This is a genomic window from Mycobacterium sp. (assembly GCF_002863225.1).
GTDB lineage: Bacteria > Actinomycetota > Actinomycetes > Mycobacteriales > Mycobacteriaceae > Mycobacterium.
On sequence record NZ_PKEK01000017.1, the window covers coordinates 23,927 to 43,257 of the forward strand.

Genomic DNA, 19,331 nt, shown 5'->3' on the forward strand with positions numbered 1-19,331 from the left:
ACTACGGCTTCGACTCGTCTTTGAGCCGCTGGGCGGCCTGGACACGACCTTCGTTGATCTCGGCCATCGCTTCGGGAATCTCACTCGCGGTGAAGTTTCCGCCGCGTCCGGTGGGCAGACCTCCGAAGGAGTAGTTCTCGTCGAACCTCGGCGCGGTGGGTTCCGGACGGCGTGCCTCGATCCTCTCGATGATCGGCTCCAGCCGTTTGGCCTTCTCGGCCACCGCCCGTTTGTCCCGTTCGATGAATTCCGGCAGCACCTCTTTGCCCATCAGCTCGATGGATTCCATCGTGCCTTCGTGGCTGCGCGGGTTGAGCAGCAGGATGATCTCGTCGACGCCGCTCTCTTCATACCCACGCAGGAATTCCCGCACCGTGGCCGGCGATCCGATCGCCCCGCGCCCCGGTCCGTAGGCCAGCGTCGGATCCTTGTCGCACTCTTCGAGATAGCGCTCCCAGACCCCGGTTCGACCGGGGGTGTGCACGCCGGTCATGTAGTAGTGCATGATGCCGAACGAGAAGAATCCGCCGCCCATGCCGAGCCGTTGGACCGCCTGCTCGTCGGTCTTGGCCACCATCATCGACAGGTCGCCGCCGATCGCGAGGATGTTCGGGTTGATGGCCGGGGTGACGGGTACGCCCACCTCCTCGAGATGCTTGTAGTAGCCGTTCACCCGCTCGGTCAACGGACCCGGCCCGGTGTAGGCGAAACTCAATGCGCCGAGGCATTTTTCGGCTGCCATCTGCACCGACGCCGGCCGGGTGCAGGCGACCCATACCGGCGGGTGCGGCTTCTGCAGCGGCTTCGGGACGACATTGCGGGCCGGCATCTCGATGTGCTCGCCCTTGAATCCGGTGAACGGCTCTTCGGTCATGCAGCGGATCGACACCTCGAGCGCTTCTTCCCACTGCGCGCGCTTGTCGGCCGGGTCGATGTTGAAACCGCCGAGCTCACCGATCGACGACGATTCGCCGGTGCCGAATTCGACCCTGCCGTCCGAGATCAGGTCCAGGGTGGCGATCCGCTCGGCGACCCGGGCCGGGTGGTTGACCGCGGGAGGCAGATGCATGATGCCGAATCCCAGCCGAATGTCCTTGGTGCGCTGGCTCGCTCCGGCCAGGAACATCTCCGGCGCGGTCGAGTGACAGTATTCCTCGAGGAAGTGGTGCTCGGTCAGCCAGACTGTGGAAAAACCGGCCTTGTCGGCGGCCTCGACCTCGTCCAGGCATTCCTTGAGCAGGATGTGCTCGTCGTCGTCTGACCACGGACGAGGTAGGGCGAATTCGTAGAACAGTGAGATCTTCACTTTGTGCCTCCCGGAACTGTTGAGCGAATTGAGTTTTGGCTGGCAAGATGCTTGGCCGCGACGTAGCCGAAGGTCATCGCCGGTCCGATGGTGGCGCCGGCGCCGGCGTAACTGCGTCCCATGACCGCCGCCGAAGCGTTGCCCACCGCGTAGAGGCCGGGCACGACGGTGTCGTCGGCGCGCAGCACCCGCGCGAATTCGTCGGTACGCAGACCGCCTGAGGTGCCCAGATCGCCCAGCACCATCCGAAATGCGTAGTAGGGCGGTTTGCCCAGTGGGTGCAGATTGGGATTCGGCAGCGTCGGATCCCCGTAGTAGTTGTCGTACACGCTGTCACCGCGGTTGAAGTCGTCGTCGTGGCCAGTGATCGCGAGTTCGTTGAATCGGGTTGCAGTGCGGCGTAGTTCAGCAGCGGGTACGCCGATCTTGGCGGCGAGCTCGTCCCAGCTGCCGGCCGCCTTGACCACCCCGGATTCCAGCCAGGCTTTGGGGATACGCCGGCCGGTGGGAACCGGTGCCAGGGGAACCTTCGGGATCGGCAAGTGACCGGCGACCACGTACTTGAGGAAGGACCGACGGTCGGTGATGAGCCAGCACGGTATGTGGGTGACGCCGGACTCCTGGCCTTCGATCATCGCGTGCCCGAAGTCCATGTACGGGGCCGCCTCGTTGATGAATCTGCGGCCCGCACCGTTGACGATGAATTGCGAGGGCATCATCCGCTCGTTGAGCATGAATTGCATTCGACCGTCCGGCCATTGGATGGCCGGGAACCACCAGGCCTCGTCCAGCATGTCGGCGGCGGCGCCCACCTGCTGGCCGGCCCGGATACCGTCACCGGTGGCCGCTGGGTTACCGAAGCTCCAGTCCTGGTCCACGGTCGGTTGATGCTCTTTGCGCCAGGCCATGTCGTGGTCGAAACCCCCGCTCGCGACGATCACACCGCGGCTGGCCCCAATCCGTTGCGGCGTACCGTCTTTCAGGACGACCGCGCCGATCACCGATCCGTCCGGGGCGGTGAGCAGTTGCGTCATCGGTGCGTCCAGCCACAGCGGGATACCTTGGTCGCTCATCGCCAGTCGTAGACGCGCGGCCAGCGACTGGCCGATCGCCGCCATCCGGTCGCCGAACACCCGCGCCCTCATCATCCGCCAGACCAGCTTGACCAGAACTCCCTTGCCCGCCCACGACTGGCGAACCTGGTAGAAGGACCGTAGCTCTTTGGGACCCAACCAGATTCCTCGCGGCGCCAGCGCCAGCGGGGTCAGCAGGTTCTGCTCCTCCTCGCCCAGCGTGCGCAGATCAATCGGCGGGACGTTGATCGTGCTGCCGAGTTCGGAACCGCCCGGCAGTTCCGGGTAGTAGTCGGCATACCCAGGCTTCCAGACGAATTCGAGCCACGGGCTGAGCTTCTCCAGAAAGTCCATCATGTTCGGCGCCGACTCGACGTATTGGCTAATTCGCGCGTCGCTGACCAGTCCGTCGGTGATCCGCCGCAGGTAGTCGACGACCTCGTCGGGCGGCGGTGTGTATCCCGCCCGCCGTTGTGCCGGCGCGCCAGGGACCCAGATGCCGCCGCCGGACAATGCGGTGGAACCACCGAACTGGCTGGACTTTTCGACGACCAACGTGGTCAGCCCGGAGGCCTTCGCAGCCAACGCCGCGGTCATGCCACCGCCACCGGAGCCGACGATCAGGACGTCGACGACATCGTCGAAGGGTTCGCTCACGCCGCCGTCACCGCCGTCCGCACGGCGAAACCGGCGATCAATTCCGGCGCCGGTCGGTAGTAGCGAAGACCTGTCTCGTAAGGTCCGGTCGCCGCCAGCGCTGCGAACGCCGCGACCCAGGTCCGGATTTCATGAGCGGAATTGCCGCCCTCGCCGGCGATGAACGCGTTCGACCACTTGTCCAATTCGTCGAGCCGGCCGCTGTCGATGATCTCGAGGAACTTCTGGTCGAAGTCGGGGTTGAGCGGCCGCAAGTCGCTGTCGCCGCCGGCAAACCTCTTGGCTGCGTCGATCACGGCGGTCTGACGTGCCGACCGCTGCTCGGGGGTCATCGGTCGCCCGTGCACGATCCGTTCCACGATCTGAGGTGTCGCGGTGGCCAGGGTCGGCACCGGCGGATCATGCGACAGCCCACCGGATCCCACCACCAGCACCCGCTGGTGCAGCGTCGCCAGGTAGCTGCCCACCGCGGTGCCGAGTGTGCGGCAGCGGTGCAGCGGACCCAACGGGGTGGCAACGGAGTTGATGAAGATCGGTATCACGGGTCGCGCCCTTGCGCTGCCGAACAATTTCTCCAGCGGCTGGACTGTGCCGTGGTCGACATCCATGTTCGCCGAGATGGCGACGTCGACACCGGCCGACAACACGGCCTTGGCGCAGCCGACCGCGGTGGCCTCGGGTACGTCGAGCGGGCCTTTGTGGGTGCCGTAGTCACCGACTCCCTGCGCGTCGGTGCCGATGCAGAACGGCGGCATCGTCCGATAGAAGAACCCGTTGTAGTGGTCCGGCGCAAAGACGACGACGATCTCCGGATCGAAGTCGGTGACGAAATCTCTTGCCTGCGTGAGTGGGATGTCAATGTCATCAAGAAGGCCCCGCGATGGCCCGGGCAGATTGAGCAGTGGGCTGTGGGACATGCAGCAGAGGGCTATGGGCACTGTGAGATTCACCGCCTCCCGATGTCAACGTGAGGACGTCGAACAGCGAAGCGCTCAACTCGGGGGCGAGTTGGGCGATGCACGCGCCGGCGATACAGCGATCGGGGCGCAGGAACAACACGGATTCTCGGTGGACGTCGAACCAGGCTTTGAGCCGGCCGGTGCGGTCGCCGACCACGGTCACGTCGGGGTCGTCGTCGCCGTCCCAGTACAACTGGGTAAGGGGCCTTGCTGCGACGAGCTTCGCCCCCAGCGCCTGCCAATCCGCGAATACCTTGGCGCCGAGAATCTCTCGGGGATTGTTGTTCCAGCAGACGACGGCGAACCCATCGCCCAGCACATCGTCGAGCAGGAGATCCTGTTGCTCGCGGGTGTCCACCCGGGGCTGCACGAACAGAGTGCCGACAGGTGAATCGGGTCGCCGCGGCTCGGGGTGCACCACCGCCCCCTGTTCGTAGCGCGGCATCGGCTTGAACCGCATCTCGAGCACATACCGCTTGAGGGACGGCACAATTGACGCCGATCGGATCAGCAGGTCGCGAGCCGCCGCGACGCGGCGGTTGGTCGGTGAGATGACGCGGCCCACCATGGTGGACAGATCGATCATCGCCCGGGCGTGTTTACGGCGTTCGATGTCGTAGGTGTCGAGCAGCGCGTCTTCCGCGTAGCCGTTGACCACGGCGGCGAGCTTCCAGCCCAGGTTCGTCGCATCGCGGATGCCGCTGTTGTAGCCCTGCCCCTGCCATACCGGCATCAGGTGCGCGGCGTCGCCGGCGAGCAGGAGGCGGCCCTTGCGGAAGGCGCCGGCGATCCGGGAGTGGTGGGTGTAGAGCCGGTGACGGATCACGTCGACCCGGTCGGGATGCGGAACCATCGAGGCCAGCATCGTGGTGAGGAAGGCCGGGTCTTCAGCCTGCTCGTCGGTCTCGTCGGCGTGAATCATGAACTCGAACCGGCGAATTCCGTGTGCTATCGAGATCGAAGCGTAGGGCCGGGCCGGGTCGGCGCCGACTTCGCTGTTCGGATGGCCGAGGGGATCGTTGGCGATGTCGACCACCAGCCAGCGGGTCGGCGAGGTGGTGCCGTCGAAGGGCACTCCCATCAACCGCCGGGTGGCGCTCCGCCCACCGTCACATCCGACCACGTAGCGGGTGCGCACGCTCGTACGCCCGCCTGCACCGTCGAGTTCGACGCTCACCGCGTCGGGCGCCTCGGTGTAGGACGCCATCGACCGCCCCCACCGAACCTCGACATGCCCGAAGCGCTCCAACCCACGGAGAAGCTCGGCGTCGACCAGCGGCTGGACGAACCCGTTGCGCTTAGGCCAGCCGAAACAGGCGTCGGGAGGTGCCATTTCGGCAAGAACCCGACGCTTGGCGTCGACGAATCGCAGGATCTGATTGGGCACGGTGTGCGGGAGGACGCGGTCGACCAAGCCGATCGCCTGGAAGGTCCGCAGCGACTCGTCGTCGAGGCCGACCCCGCGCGGATAGTCGATCAGGGTGTCACGCTCTTCGACCACCAGCGTGCTGACACCCTGCAGGCCAAGGATATTGGCCAGGGTCAGGCCGACCGGACCCGCGCCGACGACGACAACGTCGACATCCACGTCCTGGTCTTCGTCGATGCCGTCCACCGTCAACGTCCCAACAGGAAATCGATGTGCAAGCGGTCGAACGTCTTGGTGTCTTCGTATTGCGGCCAGTGGCCGCAGCCGGACATCACTTCGAAACGGGCGCCGGGGATCATCGAGGCGATCCGGCGACCCTCAGTGACGTCGGCGGTTGGATCGTCACTGGTCCACAACACCAGGGTGGGTGCGGTGATCGATCCATACTCCTTGGGCCCGAGCAAGTTACGCGCCCGGATATCCGGATCCTGCAATGCCATGATGTCACTCATCGCGGCGGCAAAGCCCGGCTGGCGATATACCCGTTGCCGGCTGGCGACCAGGTCGGCGTAGTCCTTTGATTTGTCGGCCATCAACCACTTGATGCGTGCCTGCACGGTCTCCCAGGTGGGGTTCTCCGCTGCCGCCATCGACAGCGTGATGATCCGCTTCATCACCTCGGGATCGGCCTGCGAGCCACCGGCGGTGTTGAGCACCAGCCGGTCGACTTTCTCGGGATGATCGGCAGCGGCACGAGACACGACCCAACCGCCCAGGGATTCACCGGACAGATGGGCGCGGTCGACGCCGATGGCAGCCATGAACGCGAAGAGATGGTCGAGGTAGTGGCGAATCTCCAACGGATGACCGGGTTTATCGGTGTACCCGTGGCCGAGCATGTCGATCGACCATGTCGAGAAGTGCTCGGCGTGCGCTTCCAGGTTGCGCACGTATGCCTCGGCGTGACCACCTGATCCGTGCAGCAGGATCAGCGGTGGCTTGCTCTCGTCACCGGCATGCAGGTAGCGGGTTCGCACGCCACCGGCATCCAGGTACCCCTGCACGAACGGGACTCCCTGGAGGTCACTCCACACGCTTTCGTGCTCGGCCACCGGGTCCCCTCTCTGCCGTGTGTGCGGAGATCTTGTTCTCGTCTTGCGCCAGCTGTGTGTGCTAAAATCGCACACCAATGTGCACTATCTATAGAGCATCACTCTCCGCGAAGTGTCTGTCAAGCAGGATCGCGGGCCGCTGACATGGGCGAGGTACCGACAACCACCGCACCCGGTTCGCAGACCCTGGCCCGGGGACTCACTGCTCTGCAGCTGGTGGCCGATGCTCCCGCGGGTCTGACCGTGCAGCAGGTGGCCGACGGTGTCGGCGTGCATCGGACGATCGCTTATCGACTGCTCGCCACGCTGGCCCAATTCCGATTCGTCGCCAAAGGCGAGGACGGCCGTTATCGACCAGCCGCCGGCCTGGTGCCGCTGGGTGCATCGTTCGACAACAATGTGCGGCAGCTCAGTGTCCCGATCCTGCGCACGCTGGCCGACGAGTTGGGCACCACGGTGTCGCTACTGGTAGCCGAGGGCGATCAACAGGTGGCCGTCGCGGTGATCGTCCCGACGCAGGTCCCCTATCAGCTGGCGTTTCACGAGGGCAGTCGCTACCCGCTCGATCGGGGTGCCGCCGGCATTGCGCTGTCGGCCAGTTTGCCGCCGCGGCCCGACGAGCGCGATTTGGTGGCAAGCGCCCGGCAGCAGGGCTGGGTGATCACCCACGGTGAAATCGAACCGAACACTTATGGTTTGGCGGTCCCGGTGCATCGCGATCTGCCGTCACCGCCGGCGTGTATCAACTTGATCTCGCACCGCGAGGACGTGGTGATGCGCGGTAAAGACGCAGTTGTCAAGGCCGCCAAGGAATTATCGGCAATCCTCAACTGACTGAACTGAACCGGACAGGAAGGACAACGGGAGCTCATGCCGTCGTGGGACCACGAGGTCGACATCATCGTTCTCGGCAGCGGCGGTGCCGCGCTGGCAGCGGCACTGACCGCCGTTTCCAACGGCGCCTCGGTCGCGGTGTACGAGAAGGCGGCGACCGTCGGCGGTACCACCGCGGTTTCGGGTGGCGTGGTGTGGATCCCGGCACACGACCGCTCCCCTGACGGCGAATTGTCGGTCGACGACGCGCTCAGTTATCTGCGGGCGCAGGCGCTCGGGTCGATGGACGACGCTCTGGTCGAGACATTCGTCCGAACCGGCCCGGCGATGCTCGACTTCATCGAGGCGCACAGCAGCCTGCGTTTCGAAATCGCCACCGGTTTCCCCGATTACAAGCCCGAGTTGCCCGGCGGTCAGCCCGGCGGCGGCCGGTCGCTGAGCGCCGCTCCATTCGACCTCAACCAGCTCGGCGAATGGCGTGACCGCATCACGGCATTCCCGCAGGACTGGTCCAACGTCGGGTTTGACGCGGAAACGCGGGCCCGGCTGTACGCGAAGGGCGACCCGAACGCCGACCTCTGCGTGGCGGGCACCGCGCTGATCGCCGGCCTGCTCAAGGGACTGCTCGACGCCGGCGTCCTGCCGCAGACCCAGGCCCGCGCCGCGGAACTGATCGCCGACGACGGCCGGATCGTCGGGGTGCGGATCGACGCCGACGGTCGGGAAATGACAGTGCACGCCCGGCGTGGCGTGATCCTGGGTACCGGCGGATTCGAATGGGAGCCCAGTCTGGTCAACGCTTTTCTGCGTGGCCCGATGCACGGCGCCGTCTCGCCGCCCAACAACACCGGCGACGGACTGCGGATGGTGATGGCCCACGGGGCCGACCTGGCCAACATGGGTGAGGCGTGGTGGGTGCCGATCGTGCAGATCCCGGGTGACACGATCGACGGACATCAACGCAGCCGCAGCGTGCGACTGGAGCGGACCCGGCCGCGCAGCATCATCGTCAACCGGCTCGGCAAGCGATTCGTCAACGAGGCGTGCGACTACAACTCGATGGCCGGCGCCTTCCACTATCTCGACCCTCGCGAGGGCTACGTCAACGACCCGGCCTGGATGGTGTTCGACGCCCAACACCTCAAGCGGTACGGATTCCTGGGTGTCGACGCGGACGGCCCGGTTCCAGACTGGTTCTGCGAGTCGGCTGATCTCGACGAGTTGGCCGCCAAGACCGGTATCGCGATCGAAGGGCTCACTCGGACCATCCAACAGTGGAACCATAACGTGGGCGATGGCGTCGATCCCGACTTCGGCCGTGGCTCAAGCGCTTACGACGGCTATTGGGGTGACGATCACGCGACGACGCTGGCCGGCAAGACGCTCGGCGCGATCGACACCGGACCCTTCTACGCTGTCCCGATCTCGGTCGGCGCCATGGGCACCAAGGGCGGCCCACGCACCGACCGCGACGGACGTGTCCTGCATGTCCGCGGCGAGCCGATCCCGGGACTGTTCGCCGCGGGAAACGCCATGGGCGGAGTGACCGGGCGCGCCTACGGGGGTGCCGGCGGAACCATCGGGCCGGCAATGGTTTTCGGCTACCGGGCGGGCCACGCCGCGGCGACCGGAACGTCGGTCGACTAGCTGGACGGCTGGGTGACCGTCTTCGCGGGCAAAAAGTCACCCACGGTCATGGCTTCCATGCAACCGCAGAGATCAGCGCCAAAGCGTCGCTGCCGGGCCATCACCTCACTTCGGGTTGACGGGACCCCAAGCTTCCAGGTGAATATGAGAACATTATTCTCATTCAGCGAGAGCATGGATTGCAAGAAGGGAAACAGCGATGCAGATTAGCGGGAGTTCGGCGGTAGTCGTCGGCGGCGCAGGCGGGCTGGGCGAAGCCACGGTTCGACGGCTGCACGCGGCGGGAGCCAAGGTGGTGATCGCCGACCTGGCCGACGAGAAGGGGTCAGCGCTGGCCAAAGAGCTCGACGCCCGCTACGTCCGCACCGACGCGACCAAGACCGACGACGTCAACGCCGCATTGGCCGAGGCCGAGTCGCTTGCCCCGCTACGGATCTCGGTGGATGCGCATGGTGGCCCCGCCAGTGGCGGACGGCTGATCGGCAAGGACGGCTCGCCGCTGGACTTGGACGGCTTCAAGACGACCATCGATGTCTACCTGACCGGGGTCTTCAACGTGTTGCGACTGGCTGCTGCGGCCATCGCGCGAACCGAGCCACTCGACGAAGGTGCCCGCGGCGTCATCATCAACACCGCATCGATCGCGGCCTACGAGGGTCAGATCGGCCAGTTGCCGTACGCCGCGGCCAAGGGCGGCGTCGTCGGCATGACGCTGGTCGCCGCGCGAGACCTGTCCCCGCTCGGCATCCGGGTCGTGACGATCGCCCCCGGCACTTTCCTGACGCCCGCCTACGGCAAGGCCGGCGACCAGCTGGAAGCCTACTGGGGCCCGCAGGTGCCCTTCCCCAAGCGGATGGGCCGCTCGCCGGAATACGGTGCCTTTGTGCAGAGCATCGTCGAAAACGACTACCTCAACGGCGAAGTCATCCGCCTGGACGGAGCGCTGCGCTTCCCGCCGAGATGACGAAAACGCCTCGGCTGCGCTCCCGCGACGTGAGCTAATAGCGGGTAGCGGAACTCGCACAGTCGAAGGAGGTGGTCTCGATGAGGTTCACACTTGTCTCCGGCGTGGTCGCCGGGGTGGCAGCCGTCGTGGTTCTCCTGGGCGCCTTCGCCCTTCCGGCGGGTGCCGACCCCGCCGACCCCGATCCGTTCAATCCCGCGGATTGCATCGCAAACGCGAGCGCGGTATGCAATCTCGGCCCCTACGGCCCGAACAGCCCGACGAATCCGAACAGCCCCACCAATCCACTCAATCCGATGAACCCGGCCAACCCCGACAACCCGATGAATCCCATGAATCCGGCCAACCCGATGAATCCCATGAATCCGGCCAACCCGATGAGTCCGATGAATCCGGCCGGCCCGGACCACATCTGACCGAGGTCGGACCGGCGGCTAGTTCTTTGCGGCGTTGAATTTCGCAACGATCGCGCGGAAATCGTCGGTCTGCATGGACTGGCTTTCCGCGGACAGCGCGTAGTCGATGGTGTCCAGCACCGCGCGTTCCAGATGCAGGTTCAGCACCCGCTTGGTGCTCTCGACCGCTTGCTGCGGCAACTCGAGAATCTTCTTGGCCGCTTTGATCGCCTCGGCCACCGGGTCGGCGACGACGTGGTTGGCCAGCCCGAGTTCGACGGCCTTGGCGGCGGGAATGCGCGCACCGGTCAACGCATACTCCTTGGCCAGCAGCAAGCTGATGTGCTGCGGCCAGGTCAGCGGTCCACCGTCGGCGGCGACCAGTCCCACCTGCACGTGCGGGTCGGCCAGATAGGCGTCCTCGGCGATGTAGACGATGTCGCTCAGTGCCACCAGGCTGCAGCCCAACCCGACGGCCGGCCCGTTCACCGCGGCCAGCACCGGTATCCGGCAGCGCGCCATGCCCAGCACGATCTCTCGCCCATCGATGATGGTCTTGGCCCGCAGGGCCGCGTCGTTCGCCAGCTCCTCCAGATACCCGAAATCGCCACCGGCCGAAAATGCCCGTCCCGCACCGGTTATCACCGCAGCCCGGGCACTCAGGTCGTCACTCAGTCGCTGCCACAGCTTGGCCAGGCCGTGGTGCAACGAGTCATTGACCGAGTTCAGCGAATCGGGCCTATTCAGCGTGATGATCCGCAGCGGCCCGTCGGCCTGAACGTCGATTTCGGTTGGCATGTCGTACATGTCAGGCTCCTTCTGGGTCGTGACCCGCTTCGATAACTGTTACAACCCCAATATTCGTGAGGCGATGATGTTCTTCTGGATCTGCGACGTGCCGCCCATGACACTCTGTGCCCGGCTGTAGAGGTACGCGCTGAGCAGGTTCGGATCGTCGATGCCGCCCACCGCCAGCGCGGCATGGCCGACCGACTGCTCGACCCAGGTCATCAGCAGCTTGTCCAGCGACCCGTCCGATGTGTGCGTGACGCCGTCGAGTTGCTCGGACAGCCGCCGCCGGACGTGGTGGGTCAGCATCTCGGTTTGCACTGCGGCCCAGGCAAGTTCCTCGTTGGGCGTATCGCCGCTGCGGGCGGCCAGCTGCCGAACGAGCTTGCCGTAGCGCGCCGCGTAACCCAGGGTCGACGGCTCGCGTTCGTGGCCGACCACGGTCATCGCCAGCGGCCATCCTTCGCCGGGTGCGCCGACCATGTTCTCGGCCGGCACGGTGGCTCCGTCGAAGGACACCTGACCGAACTCGGTGGTGACACCATTGATCATCTGCAGTGGACGCTGTTGCACGCCTGGCTGTTTCATCGGGATGATGAAGGCCGAGATGCCGCGGTGCCGCTTGGCCTCGGAATCGGTACGGGCCAGCAGTAGACACCAGTCGGCGACATCGGAGTAGCTGGTCCAGATCTTGTGTCCGTTGATGACGTAGTTGTCGCCGTCCCGGGTCGCGGTGGTGGTCAACGAAGCAAGGTCGGAGCCGGAGCCCGGCTCGCTGAAGCCCTGACACCACCGCTCGGTGCCGTTGATCATGCCCGGCAGGAACCGGGTGCACAGTTCCTTGCTGCCGTGCCGGCTCAGTCCCGCGACCAGATAACCGAGGCTGGGCCGTGGCGGCGCCTCGGCACGTGCCAACTCCTCGTCGAGGATGACGTCGTAGACGGGTGGAAGTTCCTGGCCGCCGTACTCGCGCGGCCAGGACAATCCAAAGAATCCACCTTCATAGAGCGCCCGGTGCCACTCGCCCTGCCGCGCCCAGTACTCGTCGCCCGAGCTGGGAAACTCTTTGGCATGCAGCGAAAGCCACGATCGCAGTCGATCCCGGAAGGCCGCTTCCTCGGATGAATCACGGAAGTCCAACGCTGATCTCCTCCAGCTTGACGGGCCACAGTTCGGTCGAGGTGAGCACGCGGCGCAGGAAGACATGCGCCAGGCATTCCCAGGTGTTGCCGATTCCACCGTGCACCTGGATCGCGGTCTCGCACACGGTCCGCGCGGCACGGCCGCAGTAGACTTTCGCGAACCGCCCGGCGCGGATCGCCTCGTCCGGATCCAGTTCGTCGACGGCCCACGCGGCGTGCCGGAGAATGCTCACCGAGCCCTCGATGAGTGCCAGGCTTTCGGCAAGCAGATGCGCGACGGCCTGATACGAACCGATCGAATTACCGTACTGCTCGCGAATTTTCGCGTACTCGACCGCCAGAGTGTGCGCGCCACGGGCTGCGCCCACCAGGTCTGCCGATGTGGTGGCCAGTGCGAGCGCCAACCACCGCCGAGCGGCGTCAGCGTCGAGCTCACCTATCGCAGTGGCGTTTTCGCCAAGATCTGCAGTGGATCGGGTGAGGTCCACGGCGTCCCGGACGGCGCCCACGTCGACGGCCGACACCGTCGTGCCATCGAGCGTCAACGCCCGTCGGTAACCGCGCGCGTCGATTGCCCGGCCACCGACCGCGACGGTCGACCCGGATCCGTCGTCACCGAGCCGCCGGGCCAGGTCGTCGGCCAGCACCGGACCGAGAAACGGCGCGTCGACCAACCCGCGGCCGAACTCCTCGGCGACGATCACCACTTCCACCGCGGATGCCTCGTCCGAACGCAGCGATCGCCAGCCGGCCTGCTGAATCTGCTTGTCGAGCCTGGCGATTCGCTCGGAGTCACCGAGATCCTGCACCGAGCCCGGACCGAGATCGTCGGCCAGTTTCGCGGCCGCATCACGGAGCTGTTGTTGTTCAGCTGTCAGACGTACATCCATAGCGCTCCTTGAGAACTCGGCGCAGCACCTTCCCGGAAGGCAGCCGAGGTATTTCCGGCACGAACACGACACGGCTCAGACGTTTATAGGACGCCAGACGCTCACCGACCCGTGCGGTGAGCTCGTCGGCGTCAACCGGCTCACGGACGGCAACGGCCGCGACGACCAATTCCCCGTCGGCACCGTCCGGGATGCCGAACACCGCGCAATCGTCGACGGCGGGATGTTCGTGCAGCACGGTCTCGATTTCCGCGGGCGCGACTTGGAAGCCGCGAACCTTGATCATCTCTTTGGACCGGTCGGTGATCCGCAACCAGCCGTCGGCATCCAGGTAGCCGATATCACCGGTGCGATACCAGCCGTCGCGCAACACCTCTCGCGTCGCTTCGCGGGGCAGATAGCCGGACATCAAAGACTCGGCGCGCGCCTGGATCTCGCCGATCTCACCGGGACCTACCGGCTCCTCGGTCTGCGACGACGTCACCCGGACCTCGACACCGGGCACCGGCCGGCCGACGGAGTCGAGTCGCGCGCCGTCGAGCGGGTTGCAGGCGATCACCGGCAACTCGGTGGTGCCGTACGCCGGAACCCAGCCGACTCCGGTACGGCGGGTGACGGTCTCGGCCACACTGGCGCTGACCGGCGTCGCGCCCCACATGATGAAACGCAGCGAGGACAGATCGTAGGACTCGAGCCTCGCGTGACCAGCGATCGCCAAAGCGATTGGTGCGACGGCCATCTCGACGGTGATCCGGTCATTCTGGATGTGCTGCAACATGCGGTCGATGTCGAACCGCCGGTGCAGGCGCATCCATACGCCGGTCTGCAGAGCCGTCATGATGTTCAGCAAGCCGAGGATGTGCGACGGCGGCGTGGCGATCTGGATGCGGTCACGCGCGGTCAAGCCCATCGCATCGCGCCAGTGACCCACCGCGACCTGTAGCGAATGATGGCTGTGCCGAACGGCTTTCGGTAGGCCCGTGGTTCCCGAGCTGAACGCCAGCACTGCGTCGGCATCGGGCGCCGGAGGTGGGGTGGGCGCCGGATCGCCGGAAACGATCGGCTCGTCGAGATGCAGCATCGGCATCAGACCCGACAGCACCTCATGGTCGCCGACCGCGTGCGGCGGGTTGGTCAGCGCCAGGGCATGCTCAACCTCGTGCCGCTTCCATGCCGGACTGATCAGCACCACGACCGCGGCCAGCCGCCAGATCGCGTGCAGCGCGATGACGAATTCGGGACGATTGGACGTCATCAACGCGACCCGCTGGCCCGCCGTCACACCCCGGGCCCGCAAGGTGGCAGCCAGGCCGTTCGCCAACGCCTCGAGCTGCGGCAATGTGTACTGCCGCTCCTCGAAGACCAGCGCGGTCGGGGACATTGAGAAGATCCTATCGTTTTGAGAGAATAGTATTCTCTCAGGCGAAGAACGCAAAGTAGGGATGGTGTACGGATGGTGGAACGCCACGTGTTCCAGCGCGCGACGGTGACTCGGATCGTCAAGGAAACCGCCGACAGCCGTACCTACGTGCTCGCCCCGGAAGAGCAACCCTTTTCCTATCGGGCCGGGCAGTTCAGCACGTTCAAGGTGACCGTTGCCGGCGAGGATCTGTACCGCTCGTATTCGATGTCGAGTGCCCCCGAGACCGATGCCGAATTGATGACCACGGTCAAGCGGGTCGCCGGCGGTCGGGTGTCGAACTGGCTGGTGGACAACGTGGTCGAGGGCGACGTGCTGACCATGACCCGGGCCGCGGGAACGTTCGTGCTCAGCCCGTCCACCGCCCCGCTGCTGGCTTTCGCCGGCGGCAGTGGCGTCACACCGATTCTGTCGCTGGCCAAGAGCGCGTTAGCCGGGACCGATCGTGCGGTGCGGATTCTGTGCGCCGACCGGGACCGGGATTCGGCGATCTTCGACGCGGTGCTCGACGATTTGGTTGCGCGCCATCCCGGACGGCTGACGGTCCAGCGCCACCTCGATGACGAGCAGGGACTGCTGGGCGCAGCCGAGGTCCAGACCTTCGTCGGTGCGGACACCGGCGCCGACTGCTACGTCTGCGGCCCCGAGGGCTTCATGGCCGTCGTCCGGTCTGCGCTGCCCGACACGGCGAATGTCATGGTCGAGGATTTCGATGCCACGCCGCCGGTCAAGGCTCCGGCGCCGGAGGTATCGGAAGCCGCGGGTGACGTCGACTCGGGCGGCACGGTGAACATCCGACTGAACCGTAAGAAAGTGTCCGTGCCGCGGGTGCCCGGGGAGACATTGCTGGAGAGCGCGCGACGGGCAGGTTTGTCACCGCCGTTCAGCTGCGAGGCCGGCAACTGCGGAACGTGCATCGCCAAGCTCGTCGAGGGCGAAGCCACCATGCGCACCAACGACGTGCTCGAAGACGATGAGATCGAAGACGGTTACATCCTGACCTGCCAGGCCGTCCCGGACACCACGTCGATCACCGTGGAATACGAGTAGGGGAATGTAAATCGGCCGTCCGGGGCTGAATCGCGTATGACCGACCTTCCCGCCTTCGCTGACGTCGCTTCTTCCGATCAGGGCCTCGTTGTGTTCACGACGCTGCGGCGCGACGGCAGCGCGCAGGCGTCCGTCGTCAATGCCGGAGTCCTGCCCCACCCGCTGACCCAGGAACCGGTCGTCGGGCTGGTGGCCATTGGCAGTGCGCGCAAGCTCGGCCACTTGCGTGCCGATCCCCGCACCACCGTCACGGCGAGGGCCGGTTGGCAATGGGCCACCGTCGAGGGCACCGCCCAGCTCATCGGGCCCGACGACCCGCATCCCGACGTGGACGACGAGCGGCTGAGGGTGATCCTTCGCGAGATCTTCGCCGCGGCCGGCGGCACCCACGACGACTGGGACACCTATGACCGGGTGATGCGCGAAGAGCGTCGCACCGCGGTGCTGATCACCCCGGACCGCGTCTACACCAACCCGGGACGCGGCTGACCGAGTCCGGTCAGCGCCGGGGCGAGGTTCCGAACACCATCCGCTCCGCCTCGCTGAACAACACGCCCAGTTGCACGAAGGCGTCCTTGCCGATCGTCTCGTTGACCCAGACCGTCCGGTAGCCGACGTGGTCGAGACGCCGCACTGCATCGCGTTGCAGATCAACATCGAGGGCAACGGTCAACGAGCCCGGCAGACAGACACCTAACGGCCCCAACGCCGTTCGAGCGGCTTCGACCACGCCTGCCATCAGTGTTGTGCTTCGGCGAAGTAGTGGCCGTCGTCGAGGTCGGCCAGCAGCCCCGGGTGTTCCGGGCGCCACCCGAGCAGCTTCTGCGTCAGCTCGCTGGATGTCGCATCGTCCAACCCGGCGAATGCCGCGAGGAAACCGAAGTGCTCGGCGATCTGGTCACCGGTGACGCTCTTGGTCGGCAGATCCAGGTGGCGACCGACGGCCTCGGCGATGTCGCGGAACGGCACGCCCTCGTCGGCGACGCCATGCAGACGCGAACCGGCCGGGGCGTTCTCCAGTGCCAGCCGATAAAGCCGCGCGGCATCGAGGGTGTGCAGGGCCGGCCAGCGGTTGGCGCCGTCGCCGATGTAGGCGGAGAAGCCTGCCTTGCGCGCGCAATCGATGATGTGGTTGGTGAAGCCGTGGTGGTCCAGGTTGCTGTGCACCAGCGGTGCGAGCCGAACGACCGAAGACCGAACGCCGCGCTCCGCCAAGGCAATCGCATAGTTCTCCGCGTCGATTCGCGGCCCGGCGGGCAAGGTGTCTTCTTCGGTGGCCGGTCGCCCCTCGACAAAGGCCACCATCAGCGTGCCCGATGTGCCAACCAACGGCTTGCCCGAGCCGACGAGCGCCTCACCGATCGCCTCGACGGCGCGCCGATCCTTCTCGACGGAGCCGAGGAAGTCGCCGAAGTCGTGGTGGAACGCCAAGTGGATCACGCCGTCAGCGGCCGCGGCCGCCTCGCGCAGACCGTCGAGGTCGTCGAGCGTCCCCCGGTGCACCTCGGCTCCGACTGCTTCCAGCGCCGCTGCGGACTGCTCGGAGCGGGCCAGTCCGATGACCTGGTGTCCGGCCTGAATCAGCTCGGGCACCACTGCTGACCCGATATGACCCGACGCGCCGGTGACGAAAACTCGCATGGTGTGCTCCCTGTAATGACGATGAATCGGTAACTCCCACCTTGCTGTCGGCACCACGGGATCGTCCAAGTCTTGTTTCGGATGAGTCAATACACATCAGGCATCACCGCACGTGAGAAGCATCTTTGATAACGAGATGCCGTGTCGGGCGGTTACCATTTGTGCATGGAGGACACCTCAGCCGATCTCGATCTGCGGTTGGTGCGCTACTTCGTCGAGGTGGCCGAGCATCGTCATTTCGGCCGTGCCGCCGCCAGCCTCCGGGTGGCGCAGCCGTCGCTGAGCCGCCAGATCCGCCGGCTCGAACAGCAACTGGGCGCCCGGTTGCTGGACCGCACCCCGCAGGGCGCTCAACTCACCGAGGCCGGCGCGACCTTCCTGCCGTCGGCGAAGGCGCTGCTGCGTTCGGCGGCGCGCGCGGCCGCGCAGACCCGCGCCGCCGCCCAGCCCAGCCGGATCACCATCGGCTACACGACGGGCCTGATCGTCACCCCGGCCGTGCTGGAAATGCGGCGCCAACACCCGGAAGCCGATGTGCATACCGTGCATCTGGATTGGAACGTCGCGCGCGAGTCGCTGCTTGATCACCGGGTCGACGCCGTGGTGACGCGGTTGCCATTTCCGACCGATCAGCTGCACGTGACGATCCTGTACGACGAGCCCCGCGTCGTGGTGGTGCCGAAGAGTCATCGGCTGGCCGGCAAGGAGTCGATCACGATCGACGACATCGCCGACGAGCCGATGCCGCAGATACGCGGCTCGGACCCGGCCTGGAGCGCCTTCTGGCGGGTAGATCCCCGCCCGGACGGTCGACGCGCCCCCGGCGGGCCGGTCATCGAAGCGCTCGAGGACAAGTTCGAAGTCATTGCGGCTGGGCAGGCGGTGGCGATCACGGCCAGTGGTCCGCACATCGGTGCCCTGCGCCCGGACTTGACGACGATTCCACTCGAAGGCGTCGAGCCCAGCCACGTCGTGGTCGCGTGTCGCGCTGATGACCGCAACCGGTTGGTTGCCGCATTCTGCAAGCTCGCCGCGCAGCATCTCGCTGCGCCGTAGTCAGCGGAGCTGCGCGCCCAATTCGGCGATGACCTCGCGGGTCCGTCGCTTCGAGGCGATCAGCTCGTCGCGGTTGTCGCCGATCGGCAGCAGTCGCACCGACAGGTCGGTCACTCCGGCGTCGGCGAATCGCCGCATCCGTGCCAGGATGGCATCCTCGTCGCCGGCTGCGCAGATGTCACCGACGTCGCGGGCATTGCCGTGATCCAGCAGCCGCTGGTAGTTCGGCGACACTTCGGCTTCACCCAGAATCCGGTTGGCCCGCTCCTTGGCTGCATCGACTTCGCTTGCGGCACAGAGGCATACCGGAATTCCGGCAACGATGCGGGGCGCCGGGCGTCCGGCGTTGGCAGCGGCCTTGGTGATCCGCGGGACAACGTGCTCGGCGACCGATCGCTCGTCGGCCATCCACAGCACCGTGCCGTCGGCGTGTTCACCGGCCAGCTGAAGCATCACCGGCCCGAGCGCTGCGACGAACACCGGTAGCGGCGCGATCGGCGCGAGATCGTTCGGATTGTGCACGGTGAAGTGGTCGTTCTCCACGTCGATCGAGCCTGGTCCGGCGAACGCCGCACGCAGCACCTCGAGGTAGTCGCGGGTGTAGGCGGCCGGTTTCTCATACGGCAGGCCCAGCATGTCTTGGATGATCCAGTGATGCGACGGCCCGACGCCCAGCGCCAGCCGGCCACCGGTCGCGGCATGCGTCGACAAAGCCTGCCGCGCGAGAGCAATCGGGTGCTGCGCCTGTAGCGGCACGACCGCGGTGCCCAGCTCGATGCGGCTGGTGCGGGTTCCCATCAGTGCGACGGCCAGCAGTGCGTCGAAGTCGTTCGGCACCTGGGGAATCCACGCGGTGTCCATGCCCGCCGCTTCGGCCCATTCGATGTCGGCGAGCAGCTTGCTGACTTTGCGGGCGGAATCGCCACGCTCGGCGCCGATCATTACTCCGAGACGCACGTGTCCTCCAAAGTATCGTTTTCTTTCTGACGATAACGTACTTGCAAAAAAAGAGAATGCCAATATCACG

At 66.0% G+C, this 19,331-nt stretch carries 19 protein-coding genes; 7 read left to right on the plus strand and 12 right to left on the minus strand.

Annotated features, from left to right (window positions below; translation table 11 throughout):
- Position 1: 1 nt before the first annotated feature.
- From CYU59_RS03745 to CYU59_RS03765, 5 genes are read right to left on the minus strand one after another with little or no spacing between them, the layout of a single operon-like run.
- The gene (locus CYU59_RS03745) at positions 2-1,306 is read right to left on the minus strand and encodes an LLM class flavin-dependent oxidoreductase (RefSeq protein ID WP_292976045.1); all 1,305 of its coding nucleotides are present in this window, start codon (positions 1,304-1,306) and stop codon (positions 2-4) included.
- On the minus strand, positions 1,303-3,036 hold the full coding sequence (locus CYU59_RS03750; RefSeq protein WP_292976047.1) for an FAD-binding protein: 1,734 nt from the start codon (positions 3,034-3,036) through the stop codon (positions 1,303-1,305). Before CYU59_RS03750 ends, CYU59_RS03745 begins: the two co-directional genes overlap by 4 nt.
- Entirely contained in the window at positions 3,033-3,953 is a 921-nt protein-coding gene (locus CYU59_RS03755) for a 3-carboxyethylcatechol 2,3-dioxygenase (protein WP_292976049.1), read from the minus strand. Before CYU59_RS03755 ends, CYU59_RS03750 begins: the two co-directional genes overlap by 4 nt.
- Complete coding sequence (locus CYU59_RS03760; protein WP_292976087.1) at positions 3,901-5,610, minus strand: bifunctional 3-(3-hydroxy-phenyl)propionate/3-hydroxycinnamic acid hydroxylase; 1,710 nt, start codon at positions 5,608-5,610, stop codon at positions 3,901-3,903. The genes CYU59_RS03755 and CYU59_RS03760 overlap by 53 nt, the downstream gene beginning before the upstream one ends.
- A 2-nt stretch (positions 5,611-5,612) precedes the next feature.
- Positions 5,613-6,476, minus strand: coding sequence for an alpha/beta hydrolase (locus CYU59_RS03765; RefSeq protein WP_292976051.1), 864 nt, complete (start codon positions 6,474-6,476; stop codon positions 5,613-5,615).
- A gap of 144 nt (positions 6,477-6,620) precedes the next feature.
- Here CYU59_RS03765 and CYU59_RS03770 point away from each other — a divergent pair, with 144 nt between their 5' ends.
- The 4 genes from CYU59_RS03770 to CYU59_RS03785 all read left to right on the plus strand — a co-directional run bounded on the left by CYU59_RS03770 (position 6,621) and on the right by CYU59_RS03785 (position 10,337).
- Positions 6,621-7,310: a helix-turn-helix domain-containing protein gene (locus CYU59_RS03770; protein WP_292976053.1), complete on the plus strand. Its 690-nt coding sequence runs from the start codon at positions 6,621-6,623 to the stop codon at positions 7,308-7,310.
- Between the two features lie 36 nt (positions 7,311-7,346).
- Entirely contained in the window at positions 7,347-8,957 is a 1,611-nt protein-coding gene (locus CYU59_RS03775) for an FAD-binding protein (RefSeq protein WP_292976055.1), read from the plus strand.
- A 199-nt stretch (positions 8,958-9,156) separates the two neighbouring features.
- A complete protein-coding gene (locus CYU59_RS03780; protein WP_292976057.1) occupies positions 9,157-9,921 on the plus strand; it encodes an SDR family NAD(P)-dependent oxidoreductase in 765 nt (254 codons plus the stop codon).
- 80 nt (positions 9,922-10,001) lie between these two features.
- A complete protein-coding gene (locus tag CYU59_RS03785) occupies positions 10,002-10,337 on the plus strand; it encodes a hypothetical protein (protein WP_363113824.1) in 336 nt (111 codons plus the stop codon).
- An 18-nt stretch (positions 10,338-10,355) separates the two neighbouring features.
- Here the strand turns inward: CYU59_RS03785 and CYU59_RS03790 are convergent, their stop codons facing one another.
- Genes CYU59_RS03790 through CYU59_RS03805 form a run of 4 tightly spaced genes read right to left on the minus strand, consistent with a single transcriptional unit; the run spans position 10,356 to position 14,518 of the window.
- Positions 10,356-11,123, minus strand: a complete 768-nt coding sequence (locus CYU59_RS03790; protein WP_292976059.1) for an enoyl-CoA hydratase/isomerase family protein — start codon at positions 11,121-11,123, stop codon at positions 10,356-10,358.
- A gap of 39 nt (positions 11,124-11,162) precedes the next feature.
- A complete protein-coding gene (locus CYU59_RS03795) occupies positions 11,163-12,245 on the minus strand; it encodes an acyl-CoA dehydrogenase family protein (RefSeq protein WP_292976061.1) in 1,083 nt (360 codons plus the stop codon).
- A complete protein-coding gene (locus tag CYU59_RS03800) occupies positions 12,232-13,137 on the minus strand; it encodes an acyl-CoA dehydrogenase family protein (RefSeq protein ID WP_292976063.1) in 906 nt (301 codons plus the stop codon). The genes CYU59_RS03795 and CYU59_RS03800 overlap by 14 nt, the downstream gene beginning before the upstream one ends.
- Positions 13,115-14,518 (minus strand): AMP-binding protein, encoded by a 1,404-nt coding sequence (locus CYU59_RS03805; RefSeq protein WP_292976065.1) that lies wholly within the window; start codon positions 14,516-14,518, stop codon positions 13,115-13,117. The genes CYU59_RS03800 and CYU59_RS03805 overlap by 23 nt, the downstream gene beginning before the upstream one ends.
- Positions 14,519-14,590: 72 nt before the next feature.
- Here CYU59_RS03805 and CYU59_RS03810 point away from each other — a divergent pair, with 72 nt between their 5' ends.
- Together CYU59_RS03810 and CYU59_RS03815 are read left to right on the plus strand one after the other, a co-directional pair.
- A complete protein-coding gene (locus tag CYU59_RS03810; RefSeq protein WP_292976067.1) occupies positions 14,591-15,607 on the plus strand; it encodes a ferredoxin--NADP reductase in 1,017 nt (338 codons plus the stop codon).
- A 36-nt stretch (positions 15,608-15,643) separates the two neighbouring features.
- On the plus strand, positions 15,644-16,096 hold the full coding sequence (locus tag CYU59_RS03815) for a TIGR03618 family F420-dependent PPOX class oxidoreductase (RefSeq protein WP_292976070.1): 453 nt from the start codon (positions 15,644-15,646) through the stop codon (positions 16,094-16,096).
- A gap of 10 nt (positions 16,097-16,106) precedes the next feature.
- On the opposite strand, the gene CYU59_RS03820 is transcribed toward CYU59_RS03815, so the two are convergent.
- Positions 16,107-16,346, minus strand: coding sequence for a hypothetical protein (locus tag CYU59_RS03820; RefSeq protein ID WP_292976072.1), 240 nt, complete (start codon positions 16,344-16,346; stop codon positions 16,107-16,109).
- Positions 16,346-17,248: an SDR family oxidoreductase gene (locus CYU59_RS03825; RefSeq protein WP_292976074.1), complete on the minus strand. Its 903-nt coding sequence runs from the start codon at positions 17,246-17,248 to the stop codon at positions 16,346-16,348. Before CYU59_RS03825 ends, CYU59_RS03820 begins: the two co-directional genes overlap by 1 nt.
- A 165-nt stretch (positions 17,249-17,413) precedes the next feature.
- On the opposite strand from CYU59_RS03825, the gene CYU59_RS03830 reads away from it, so the two are divergent.
- Positions 17,414-18,304 carry a LysR family transcriptional regulator gene (locus CYU59_RS03830; protein ID WP_292976076.1) on the plus strand — a complete coding sequence of 297 codons (891 nt, stop codon included), beginning with the start codon at positions 17,414-17,416 and terminating at the stop codon, positions 18,302-18,304.
- Here CYU59_RS03830 and CYU59_RS03835 read toward each other — a convergent pair whose 3' ends face one another.
- Positions 18,305-19,261, minus strand: a complete 957-nt coding sequence (locus CYU59_RS03835; protein ID WP_292976077.1) for an LLM class F420-dependent oxidoreductase — start codon at positions 19,259-19,261, stop codon at positions 18,305-18,307. It lies immediately after the preceding gene.
- Positions 19,262-19,331: the final 70 nt, after the last annotated feature.

Coding starts and splice junctions, on each gene's coding strand:
- CYU59_RS03830 (WP_292976076.1), top strand. CDS start 17,414: ATGGAGGACACCTCAGCCGATCTCGATCTGCGGTTGGTGCGCTACTTC.
- CYU59_RS03780 (WP_292976057.1), top strand. CDS start 9,157: ATGCAGATTAGCGGGAGTTCGGCGGTAGTCGTCGGCGGCGCAGGCGGG.
- CYU59_RS03770 (WP_292976053.1), top strand. CDS start 6,621: ATGGGCGAGGTACCGACAACCACCGCACCCGGTTCGCAGACCCTGGCC.
- CYU59_RS03800 (WP_292976063.1), bottom strand. CDS start 13,137: ATGGATGTACGTCTGACAGCTGAACAACAACAGCTCCGTGATGCGGCC.
- CYU59_RS03810 (WP_292976067.1), top strand. CDS start 14,591: ATGGTGGAACGCCACGTGTTCCAGCGCGCGACGGTGACTCGGATCGTC.
- CYU59_RS03755 (WP_292976049.1), bottom strand. CDS start 3,953: ATGTCCCACAGCCCACTGCTCAATCTGCCCGGGCCATCGCGGGGCCTT.
- CYU59_RS03820 (WP_292976072.1), bottom strand. CDS start 16,346: ATGGCAGGCGTGGTCGAAGCCGCTCGAACGGCGTTGGGGCCGTTAGGT.
- CYU59_RS03805 (WP_292976065.1), bottom strand. CDS start 14,518: ATGTCCCCGACCGCGCTGGTCTTCGAGGAGCGGCAGTACACATTGCCG.
- CYU59_RS03790 (WP_292976059.1), bottom strand. CDS start 11,123: ATGTACGACATGCCAACCGAAATCGACGTTCAGGCCGACGGGCCGCTG.
- CYU59_RS03825 (WP_292976074.1), bottom strand. CDS start 17,248: ATGCGAGTTTTCGTCACCGGCGCGTCGGGTCATATCGGGTCAGCAGTG.
- CYU59_RS03785 (WP_363113824.1), top strand. CDS start 10,002: ATGAGGTTCACACTTGTCTCCGGCGTGGTCGCCGGGGTGGCAGCCGTC.
- CYU59_RS03775 (WP_292976055.1), top strand. CDS start 7,347: ATGCCGTCGTGGGACCACGAGGTCGACATCATCGTTCTCGGCAGCGGC.
- CYU59_RS03815 (WP_292976070.1), top strand. CDS start 15,644: ATGACCGACCTTCCCGCCTTCGCTGACGTCGCTTCTTCCGATCAGGGC.